This window comes from Nevskia sp. (assembly GCF_021732705.1).
Taxonomy (GTDB): Bacteria; Pseudomonadota; Gammaproteobacteria; order Nevskiales; family Nevskiaceae; genus Nevskia.
This window is the reverse complement of the sequence record NZ_JAKFUM010000012.1, coordinates 27496-38382: the sequence shown is the minus strand read 5'-3', so window position 1 is coordinate 38382 and position 10887 is coordinate 27496. Positions and strand designations below refer to the sequence as shown.

Sequence of the window (10887 nt, the reverse complement as noted above, 5' to 3'; positions counted from 1 at the left end):
CCGAACCGCTGCGCTGGAGCCGCTACGACGAAGGCGGCTGGATCTTCGCCGAAGGCTTCGAAGACGGCCGGCCGGTGGACCTGATGTTCCGCGCGGCGGCACACGGTCAGGTCGACTATCTGGTGATCCGCAAGGCCGACGGCCCGACGATCGTCAAGCTGGTCGAATTTCTCGAACTGAACGCCGTGTTCGATCCGGTAGCCAAGAAATACCTCGACCCGTACCGCTGCGATGAGCGAGGTCGGCCGCTGGTCGCGAAAGGCGTCTATGCGCTGACGCCGGAGCGCCGGCCGAAGCTCTGAGGCCGCGTGCTAGCGGCGCTTGCCGGCGTCGCGGCCGCCGAACAGGAATGCGCGCAGGCTGCGGGCGTCGGTCGCCAGACGCAGGTAGCACAGCACCGCGACCGATCCGACCGTGCCGGCCATGCAGATCGCCATCACGATGCCGTGCTGATCCAGGGCCGCGCAGATCATCGCCGCGATGCCGAAGCCGGCCGTCGCGTGACGGGCGCGGGTCAGCGCGCGATCGGACACGGCGGAACTCACGCGCGGCGACACCGACGGACCATCGAGCCTCGTTCTGCGCGTCGCTCTGCCGCGGCAGGAATCACGGAATCAGCACCGAGGCGCCGGTGGTCTTGCGCGATTCGAGATCGAGGTGGGCCCGGGCGGCATCGCGCAGCGCGTAGCGCTGATGGACCTGCGCGGTGACGATGCCGCGGGCCACGACATCGAACAAGGCGTTGGCGGCGGTGGTCAGGTCCTCGCGGGTGGCGGTGTAGTGGCCCAGCGTCGGGCGGGTGAAGAACAGGGAGCCCTTTTCCGCCAGCAGCACCGGCTCGAACGGCGCGGCCTTGCCCGAAGCGTTGCCGTAGGACACGAACAGGCCGCGCACTTTCAAGGCGTTCAGCGAGCCTTCGAACGTGTCCTTGCCGACCGAGTCGTAGACCACGTCGACGCCGTGGCCATCGGTCAGTCGGCGCACTTCGGCGGCGACGTCCTGCTCGCGATACAGGATCACCTCGTCGCAGCCTGCCGACGTGGCCAGCGCGGCCTTGTCGGGCGAGCCGGCGGTGCCGATGACGCGCGCGCCGAGATGCTTCGCCCACGGCACCAGTACGCTGCCGACACCGCCGGCGGCCGCGTGCACCAGCACGGTCTCGCCCGGCCGGAGCACATGCGTCAGGTGCGTGAGGTAGTACGCGGTCATGCCTTTGAGCATCAGCGCCGCAGCCGCTTCGTCGCTGACCGTGGGCGGCAGGCGCACCAGACGCGCGGCGGCGACATTGCGGATTTCCGAATAGGCACCGAGCGGCCCGGTGGCGTAGGCCACGCGATCGCCGAGGGCGAAGCCGCTGACATCCGGGCTGATCGCGGTGACGACACCGGCCGCTTCCTGCCCGAGCCCGCTCGGCAACGGCGTCTTGTAGACGCCGGCGCGGAAGTAGGTATCGATGAAGTTCAGGCCGACCGCCGTGTGGCGCACGGTAACTTCGCCTGCAGCCGGGGCTTCGACCGGAAGATCGGCGAATTCGAGGACTTCCGGGCCGCCGGTCCGGTGGATGTGAACACTGAGGCTCATGGGGCGTGACTCGTCGACAGGGCAGGCGGGCAGTGTAGAGGTCGCCGACGGTCCTGCGAACGTGGCCGCAGTCAATGCCAGTTGTGCGAAAGCGGGCCTGCCGCGATCATGCGTCGCTGCGGTGGCTTCGCCGCCGCCGTGCGAAACGGGCCGCGACAGAACGCATCGGGCGGTTCGTGGTCACATCTTCAAGAATTCTCCGAACATCCAGGGTTGCAATGCCACGGTTCACTTATCGCCAGTACAGTCTGGCCGGCTTCGCGTTCTGCGCGTCCGGGCTGGCCTTCGCGCTGTTTCTTCAGCACGCTCAAGGACTTGAGCCGTGCCCGATGTGCATCTTCCAGCGCATTGCGATGCTGATCAGCGGCCTGTTCTTCCTCGCCGGGGCGATTCACGCGCCGAAGCACGGCGGGCGCTGGCTGTGGTCAGGTCTGGCCGCGCTGGCTGCGGTCGGCGGCGCGATCATCGCCGGTCGCCACGTCTGGCTGCAGGGCCTGCCGCCGGATCAGGTACCGGCCTGCGGCCCGACGCTCGACTACCTGCTGGGCCTGATGCCGGTGATGGAAGTCGTGCAGCTGGTGCTGAAGGGCGACGGCAACTGCGCCAAGATCGATGCCGCCTTCCTCGGCATCAGCCTGCCCGGCTGGACCTTCCTCGCCTTCGTCGTGCTGACCTTGCTGGCGCTGGTCGCCCCGAAATTCGCGAAGCGCGAATCGATCTTCGCCTGACGCGCCCCTGATTGGCCTCACTCCACCGCAAGACCCCCGACACGATGATTGCCACGACCGACATTTCCGACGCCCATCCCGATGCCCAGGTGGCCGAACCCGTGTTTGCCGATTTCGGCGGCAAGCTCGACTTTCACGGCCCGATCAAGACGCTGAAGGTGTTCGAGGACAACGCACAGGTGCGCGCCGTGCTCGAAACGCCGGGCAAGGGCCGGGTGCTGGTGGTCGACGGCGGCGGCTCGCCGCGCTGTGCGCTGGTCGGCGGCAATCTCGGCCAGCTCGGTGTGAAGAACGGCTGGGCCGGCATCGTCGTCTACGGCTACATCCGTGATTCGGTGGAGATTTCCGACCAGAACATCGGCGTCAAGGCCATCGGCACCCATCCGCGCAAGAGCGAGAAGGGCCTGCACACGGCGGCCGAGGACAAGGTGGTCGAATTCGCCGGCGTGCGTTTCAAGCCAGGCGCCTATCTGTATGCCGATGCCGACGGCATCGTCGTCACCGACAAGCCGGTGCACGGCAAGTAAGCGCGACGTCCGGCGATCCGCACGCGGTTCCGGTCCCGCCGGAACCGCCGTTCGGCAGCCGCCGCCTGCCGCCCCCTCCAGAACTTCACGATCCGTCACCACAGTGATGTGGTGAGCGTCGGCGGCTTCCCTTTCCAGCGAGATGCACAGTGCGTGATTTCCGCGGTTCCTTCCTGATCAGTGCGATCTGCCTGATCGCCGCTGGCATCTGGGGCTATCAGACCGATGTCGGCCTGCTGCCGGCCCTGTGGCTCACGGCCGTGCTCGCGGTGCTGGAAGTGTCGCTGTCGTTCGACAACGCCGTGGTCAACGCCGGCGTGTTGAAGGACATGAACGTCTACTGGCGGCGGCTGTTCCTGACCGTCGGCATCGTGATCGCCGTGTTCGGCATGCGGCTGGTGTTTCCGATCGTCATCGTCGCCGTTGCGACCGATCTGGGCGTGACGCCGGTGATCGACATGGCGCTGAACCAGCCGGACCAGTACAGCGCCGTGCTGACCCATGCCTATCCGGCCATCGCGGCATTCGGCGGCATGTTCCTGCTGCTCGTGTTCCTGAATTTCCTGTTCAACGACAAGCGCCAGCTGCACTGGCTGGGCCGCAGCGAACGCTGGCTCGCCAGCCTCGGCCGGATCGAGAGCGTGGCGGTGCTGGTATCGCTGATCACGCTGTTCGGCACGCGCTGGTTCCTGCCGGACGTGCTCGAAGAACGGGTGATGGTGGCCGGGCTGGCCGGCGTGATCCTGTACATCGCCGTCGATGCCCTCGGCAGCCTGTTCGGCGAAGCGGGCGAGGCTGCCGCCGATGGCGTCAAGCGCAGCGGATTTGCCGCCTTCATGTATCTGGAAGTGCTCGACGCCTCGTTCTCGTTCGATGGCGTGATCGGCGCCTTCGCGATCACCCGCGACGTGGTGATCATCATGCTGGGGCTCGCCATCGGCGCGATGTTCGTGCGCTCGATGACGGTCTATCTGGTCAACAAGGGCACGCTCGACGAGTACGTGTTCCTCGAACACGGCGCCCATTACGCGATCGGCATGCTGGCCGTGATCATGATCGCCGGCACCGTCGTGCACGTGCCGGAAGTGGTCACCGGCCTGCTCGGCGTGGCGTTCATCGTCGCGTCGGTCTGGAGCTCGATCCGCTACAACCGCCGGCAGCAGCGCGCCTAACGGGCAGGCCGGGCAGGCCACCGCGGCCTGCCGACGCGCTGCCGCCCGATCGAGCGTGACCTCGCGCCGCGTCCGGCGATGACGCCTGCCGGACATTGCGCGCCGCCGGGACTTTCGGCTATCGGCAGGCGGATGCCGATCTCGCTTCCAGTGGTTCGACGGCGAATGGCAAGCGCTTGCCGCGCCGCGCCACGACACGCCACGACACGTGTGCGGCCAACGGTGGTCGAGGGTGATTCGACGTTCGACCATCGAGGCTCGGCCCGACACCAGCGGCCGTGTCGCAATCGGCTGACGCGGCCGGGGCAGGACGCAGGTCAGCCCCGCCACACGCCAACCCGTCGCCCAACAAAAAACGGGACCGCTCGCGCGGCCCCGTCTTGATGCTGCGGGACGATTGGAACGCTGGCGGCTTACGGCGCCGGCGGCACTTCGTCGTTCTGGCGGAAGTTCACCGCCGAGCAGTCCGCGATCACGTTGCGGAACAGCAGGTGCGGACCACCGGTGGTCGCCGAGCCGCCGGCTTCGTTGACGCGGTTGAAGGTGTTCTCGACCGTGGCGTTGCCGTCGTTGTCATCGATGTCGATGCAGCCGAACGGGAAGTCACCAGTGATGATCGTGTTGTTGATCGAGAAGCGCATGCCTTCGCGGGCCAGCATGCCGAGGCGGTCACCCGCGGCCGGCAGCGGACGGTTCGGCGGGCCGAGCACGGTGATGTTGGCGAACAGCGGGAAGGTGACCGGCGTGCGGGCAAAGCGGCCGTCCATCTCGAAGCCGGAGTTCGGCAGATCGTTTTCCTGGATGACGAGCGCGAACTGCACGCCGCCGGTGAAGCCGTTGTCGAGGTCGATCGAGTCGTCCTGGGCGCCGGTGAACACCATGTGCGTCGCAAACGCGTTGCCGCCGAAGAATTCGATGCCGTCATCGTTCGAGCGGTGCACCTGCACGTAGTCGATCACGGTGCCGCGGCCCACGCCACCGGCGGTGATGCCCTGCAGCTCGTTGCCTTCCGCGATGATTGAGCCGGTGGCGCGAACGATCACGTAGCGCAGCGAACCCGAGCTGTCGTTCGGCGAGTTGCCGCCGTAACGGCCGACGTTGCCTTCGATCAGCACGTCACAGGTGTCGAAGCTGGTCGGCGGGGTGCCGGCGCACTGGCTGTCCGGCGCACGGCCGAGCAGGGCGAGACCCGCCCAGCCACCGGCCGGGGCGTCGGTCGGCGTGGCCGCGTTGCCGTCGAAGCGGTTGGCGATCTGGGCACGCGAGGTCAGCACGATCGGCGCCGTGGCGGTGCCGTTGGCGATGATCTGCGCGCCGCGGCCGATGACCAGCGCCGAACGACCCGAGGCATAGACCAGCGTACCCGGCTGGATCGCGAGGACCGACGGCGTTTCGGCATAGCCGGCGCCGCCACGCGTCAAGTCGCCGTTGCCGATGACCGCGCCCGGGAAGCTGTCGGCTTCGATTTCGTAGACGTTGTCGTTGGTCAGCGTCAGCGTGCCAGCGGCGCCGAAACGGGCTGGCAGGCGGCAGACGTCGTAGTTGCCGGTCGCGGCGGTGCCGGTGAACAGGCCGGTTTCGTCACGCGACAGCGGACCGAACAGGGCCACGAAGTCGCCGACCAGCGTGGTGCCGGCCGGGCAGGTGCCGTTGGCCTGCGCCACCGAGGCGCCCGCCAGCGCGGTGCCGGCGGCGCCGCCGAAGAAGCGCCAGACGTCGTCGTTGCCATTGACGCGAACCGTCCAGCCCGCCGTCCAGGCGTTGGCGCGGGTCACGGCCGGATCGAAGGCACCGATGTAGCTGGTGCTGACCACGGTCGACGGCACCGGCAGCGAGGTCGAGTCGGTGGCGGTGACCGGCGGCCAGACGGTCGGCGCGGTGAAGCCGGCGGCGAGGCCGGTGGTGCCGGTGATCGGATAGCCGGTGGCGTCGATGCGGCCGGCGACCGTCGTCGTGTTGTTGAAGCCCGACAGCGCGAAGTAGGTCGCGATCGAGAACGGATCGATCAGGCCGGTGCCGGTGAACGTGGTGCCGGTGCCGGCGCCGAGCGAGCCGCGCAGCGCGCCGGCCGGCGGGGTGTTCGGATCAACGCTGCCGCCGGTGGTGCCGCCGGTCGTGCCGCCGCCGGTGGTTCCGCCGGTGGTGCCGCCGCCGGAGCCGCCGGTGGTGCCGATGTTGATCGTCGTGGTGTTCGGGTTCAGGTCGGTGCCGTCGCAGGCGGCCAGCAGGCCAGTTGCGATCAGGGCAGCCGCGATGACTGCGGTTTTCTTGAGCTGCATCTCTCGTCTCCAGAGGGTTCGTGTAGCGATTGCTGCTGCAGGCCCCGCACCGGCTATGCGGGCCTGCTTCGTGATCAAGGGGGGGAGTCCTTCGCCGGCACTCCGTGAGGTCAGAACTGGTACTGGATGCTGATCTGGCCGGAGCGGCCGAGCTTGTAGCTGCGCTGCAACGCAGCCTGGCCGTTGAACACGCCCTGTTCGATGTCGATGCGCGGGTTCAACAGGTTTCTGGCCTTCACGCCGAGCTGCCAGTGCTGGCCGATGCCCTGACGGAAGTTGAAATCGAGCACCGGGTACGACTTCTCGGTGGAGTTCGGCAGATCGTTGATGCCGACTTCCGCGAGGCGGTCGCCGAAGATGTTGAACAGCAGCGTGACGTCGGTGCGGGTCGCCGGATTGGTGTAGCCGAGCGTGGCGTTGGCCAGGTAGTTCGACTGGCCCTGCAGCTGGCGCTTGGAGCCGTTCGGCAGCGTCACTTCCGATTCGATGCGCGAGAAGTTGCCGGCGACATAGGCGAACTGCAGCGCCGGCGCGACCGACTTCAGGATGCTCAGGTCATAGCGGGCATCGAGCTCGATGCCGTAGTCCTTGGCGCCATCGGCGTTCTGGAACGAGCGCACCACCTGGTTGCCCGACGAGGCGTCGATGTTGAATTCGATCGGGTCCTTGATGTCCTTGTAGAACACGCCGATCGACGCGGCCTTGGTGTTGCTCCAGTACTGCTCGAAGCGCAGGTCGTAGTTGGTCAGCTTGGCCGAGACCAGCTGCGAGTTGCCGACCGTCAGGAAGCGCGTTTCCGGATCGAGGAAGTCGACTTCCGCCAGCTCGCGGAACTGCGGACGGTTCAGCGACTGCGACACGCCAAGGCGCACCTGCGTCTGGCGGCTGATGAACCAGGTCGCGTTCAGGCTCGGCAGCACGTCGCTGTCGGTCAGACGCGAATTCACCGTGGCGCCGCCGGCCGGATCGCCGGTCTCGACGTCGATCGTCGAATTCTCGATGCGGGCACCGGCCTGGATCTCGAACTGGTCGCCGACGAACAGATCGGTCAGCACGTAGAACGCGTTGACGTCCTGCGCGCCGTCGTAGACGTTGGCGTTGCCGCCGCCGCGGATCGAGACGTTGAGGTCGGTCAGATCGAAGCCGCCCGGGCCGAAGAAGGTCGGCGTCAGCACGTTTTCCGGGTTCGGCACGAACTGCAGCGTGCGGAACAGCTCGCTGCGCTGCGTGGCCTGCGACGAATAGGCGAAGCGCACCGATTCGAATTCGCGGTCACGACGGGTGCCGCGCGCGCCCCACTTGAGATCGCCGCGCAGCGTGTCGGTCCACTCGAACGGCAGGCTGAAATCGACGCCGAGGTCGAGCGTCTTGTCGTTGAGGAATTCCCAGGTGCGGCGCGGTTCCGACGCTTCGCCGGACTGGCCGAAGCCGATCAGGAACGGGTCCTGCGTGCCGGCGGCGCGGAAGCGGCCGTACGTGCGGCGGTCGAGCACGTCGCGGTCGGCGATCGAGTAGCCGGCCTGCCACTTCACCTTCAGGCCACCGGCGTCGACGAAGTTGTGCTTGCCGGTCAGCTGGTTGGTGATCAGCTGGCCTTCGACGTAATCGAGCGTGACGCGCTCCTGATCGGTCGTGAAGCCGGCGTCGCTGGCCACGGCGCGGCCGAAGAACGCGCCCTTCTGCGTCTGGCGGCTGAGCAGCGTGACGAAATCGACCTTGTGTTGCTTCGAGTATTCGTAGCCCAGACCGAGGGTGCCGCCGGTCTCGAAGGTCTGCTCGGAACGCTGCAGGTCTTCGACGTCCTGACGCGACACGTCCTGACCACCGCCACCGCCGGCCGTGAACACGCCGCGGCGTTCGCGGCGGAAGCGCAGGTTGGTGTCGTACAGACCGGTGACCTGGAAGCCGAACTTCTGCGTGCCGCCGAGCTTGAAGACATTGCCGTAGCTCAGCGAGCCGCCGAAATCGGCCGGCGCCTTGTCGATGCGCTGCAGGTCGAACAGGTTCGGCAGCGCCTGCAGCAGGCTCAGGCGATCGGCCAAGGTGGCGCCGCCGAGCGTGTTGGCGCCGTTGTTGGTGACATCGCGGTAGGCGCGCGGCAGGTCGCGCTGGCCGCCGTCGAAGCCGAGGTAGTCGAAGTCCGAACCCTGATAGGTCAGCACCGGCGACAGCGTGGTCTGCGTGTTGCCGCCGACGTTGAGCTTGATGCTGCCGGCTTCGAAGTCCGGCGTCGGCCGGGTTTCGATCAGCGCGACACCGCCGGAGAACTCGCCCGGCAGGTCGGCGGAGTAGGTCTTCTGCACGGTCAGGCCGCCGAGGAATTCGCTCGGGAACGCGTCGACCGAGACCACGCGGCGGCTCGGGTTGAAGCTCGGGATTTCGGCGCCGTTGACCAGAGTCGTCGAGTAGCGATCGCCGAGGCCACGCACCACGACCACGTTGTTCTGCACGCTGACGCCGGTCACGCGGCGGATCGCTTCTCCGGCATTCGAGTCGCCGGCGGCGGCGATTTCTTCGGCCGAAACCGAGTCGATCACCGAGGTCGCCACGCGCTCCTTGGTGACTGCGGACTGACGCTTGACCACGCCTTTGACGGTCACCGTGCCCAAGGTCGTGGCACCGCTGCTGCTCTTGGTTTCAGCCGGTGCCGGCGTCGCGGCAGCGACGCTGACGGCGAGCGGCCCGCCGAGCAGCGGCGAAGCGCGCACGCCGGCAATGTCCTGCGCGGCCGCGCCCGTCGGCGCAACCTTCACCGTGTATTCGCCGCGCGGCACGCGCAGATTGAAGGCGCCGGTGGCGTCGGTCGTCGTCTTCGCAGACGTTCCGGTTGCGGACACGGCAACGCCGGCCAGCGGCTTGCCGCCGGTATCGGCCACGGTGCCCTTGATCTCGGCGAGACTCGCGGCGCGGGTGTCGAAGATGTCGCGCTCGACCTTCGGGTCACCATTGTCGGTGGCCAGGGTCACGGCAATTTCGGCTGCATCGGCATCGCCCAGACGGAATTCGGTGAAGGCCACAGCCTGATCGCCGCGGCTCAGCACCACCCGGTGCAGCCCGCCGACGGCCGTGAACCCGAGACGACCGTTCTCGTCGGTCACGCCGACCGGCTTGCCATCGACCACGACATTCAATCCGGCAACCGCTTCCGCGTTGCGGATCACTGCAATCGACACCTCTCCCGGTGCGACTTGCGCAGCATCAACTTGACTGACAACAGCAATGGCAAGCAGTGACGTGGCGATTCGGGCACGCGTCATGTGTGGAATTCCCCAGTAGTAGAGCGACACGAAGGGCGGGAGGCGCTTCGAGGTGTGCGCAAGGTACCGGCGGCATATGACGAAACCGTGAATTCAGGCGCCGTCGATCACGTCCGAGCCGCGGGTGTCGAGCGGGCCGTGAACGAGTTGCCCACACGTCGGCCGCTTCGGGCGCGGCTCCCTATGTGTTTGTAAGAATTGGCGTTATTGACACTACCGAAGCGCAGATGCCGGCCATTGCGGACTGCGGAGGCGCACCATTCGCCTGCGCTTGGCTGTCATCGAACTGTCACAACACTGCAGAAAAGAAATCCCACGGGTCATCACACGGCCGAGCGCGCTTCTATCGACGACCGGCATCCGGTGAGCCCCCGCGGACGCCAGCGCACCGGCCCCGCAGTCGAAATACCGGCCACCTGACGGGCGGGCATGGCGCCGAATCCGGGAGACGTTTCGGCGGGGGAGCAACGCGAAAAGCAGAAGCTGCCGGTTTCACGGCCGATCACGCAGCGCGGAGCCTGTCGCGCCTGCCCGGATGCATCAGCCGGCACGCCGGTGGGTACTCGACAAACGGACGACACGGCGCCAACTGTGCGCTGGCTCACAGTTCCGCGTACCCGATTGATCCTTCCCCTTGGTGTGGCGGCCTGCCGGCCGGTGCAATAGCTACCAACGGTAACCCGCAGCAGCCACAGCGGCTTCAGGGGTTTGCCACTCGGGATATCAACCAATGGCGCTCAAAGGCAACTCCGTCCTGAATCGACGCTGGCTCCAGTTCGGCATCTTGGGACTGATTTGGGCGTTTGCCGCGCAATGGGCCATCGTCCAGCCGTCTCGCGACGATCTTCAGCAGCGCAACTACGACTGGATGGCGCTCTCCTCGCTGACATCCCCCGATTTCTGGCTGTATCCAGTCGAGCGCAATCCACGACTGCGGTTTCAGGCCATCTCGGCATCGCTTAACGACGTTCAGTTCCTCGCCGATGGCCAGCGGGGCTGGGCGGTGGGAGATGGCGGGACGATCGTGACGACGACGAACGGCGGCGGTCAGTGGACGTCGCAGACGAGCGGGACCGGTCAGAACCTCAGCAGCGTTCAGTTCCTCGCCGATGGCCAGCGGGGCTGGGCGGTGGGCAGTGGCGGGACGATCGTGACGACGACGAACGGCGGCGGTCAGTGGACGTCGCAGACGAGCGGGACCGGTCAGACCCTCAATAGCGTTCAGTTCCTCGCCGATGGCCAGCGGGGCTGGGCGGTGGGCAGTGGCGGGACGATCGTGACGACGACGAACGGCGGCGCTCAGTGGACGTCGCAGACGAGCGGGACCGGTCAGTACCTCACCA

At 67.2% G+C, this 10887-nt stretch carries 9 protein-coding genes; 5 read left to right on the top strand and 4 right to left on the bottom strand.

Annotation, left to right across the window (positions count from 1 at the left end; genetic code table 11):
- Positions 1-302: hypothetical protein (locus QZ951_RS15660; RefSeq protein ID WP_293002228.1), on the top strand; the 302-nt coding region annotated here is incomplete at its 5' end.
- 9 nt (positions 303-311) lie between these two features.
- On the opposite strand, the gene QZ951_RS15655 is transcribed toward QZ951_RS15660, so the two are convergent.
- Together QZ951_RS15655 and QZ951_RS15650 are read right to left on the bottom strand one after the other, a co-directional pair.
- Positions 312-533 (bottom strand): hypothetical protein, encoded by a 222-nt coding sequence (locus QZ951_RS15655; RefSeq protein ID WP_293002226.1) that lies wholly within the window; start codon positions 531-533, stop codon positions 312-314.
- Positions 534-606: 73 nt separating this feature from the next.
- Positions 607-1581, bottom strand: a complete 975-nt coding sequence (locus QZ951_RS15650) for a quinone oxidoreductase (RefSeq protein WP_293002224.1) — start codon at positions 1579-1581, stop codon at positions 607-609.
- A 218-nt stretch (positions 1582-1799) separates the two neighbouring features.
- Between QZ951_RS15650 and QZ951_RS15645 the strand changes: the two genes are divergently transcribed.
- From QZ951_RS15645 to QZ951_RS15635, 3 genes are all read left to right on the top strand, one after another.
- A complete protein-coding gene (locus QZ951_RS15645; protein ID WP_293002222.1) occupies positions 1800-2309 on the top strand; it encodes a disulfide bond formation protein B in 510 nt (169 codons plus the stop codon).
- 44 nt (positions 2310-2353) lie between these two features.
- Complete coding sequence (gene rraA / locus QZ951_RS15640) at positions 2354-2836, top strand: ribonuclease E activity regulator RraA (RefSeq protein ID WP_293002220.1); 483 nt, start codon at positions 2354-2356, stop codon at positions 2834-2836.
- A 149-nt stretch (positions 2837-2985) separates the two neighbouring features.
- Positions 2986-4008 carry a DUF475 domain-containing protein gene (locus QZ951_RS15635; protein ID WP_293002217.1) on the top strand — a complete coding sequence of 341 codons (1023 nt, stop codon included), beginning with the start codon at positions 2986-2988 and terminating at the stop codon, positions 4006-4008.
- A 413-nt stretch (positions 4009-4421) separates the two neighbouring features.
- Here the strand turns inward: QZ951_RS15635 and QZ951_RS15630 are convergent, their stop codons facing one another.
- Both QZ951_RS15630 and QZ951_RS15625 read right to left on the bottom strand, forming a co-directional pair.
- Complete coding sequence (locus QZ951_RS15630) at positions 4422-6287, bottom strand: hypothetical protein (protein WP_293002215.1); 1866 nt, start codon at positions 6285-6287, stop codon at positions 4422-4424.
- Positions 6288-6397: 110 nt separating this feature from the next.
- A complete protein-coding gene (locus QZ951_RS15625) occupies positions 6398-9448 on the bottom strand; it encodes a TonB-dependent receptor (RefSeq protein ID WP_293002213.1) in 3051 nt (1016 codons plus the stop codon).
- A gap of 826 nt (positions 9449-10274) precedes the next feature.
- On the opposite strand from QZ951_RS15625, the gene QZ951_RS15620 reads away from it, so the two are divergent.
- On the top strand, positions 10275-10887 hold a 613-nt coding region (locus QZ951_RS15620; protein WP_293002211.1), incomplete at its 3' end, for a YCF48-related protein.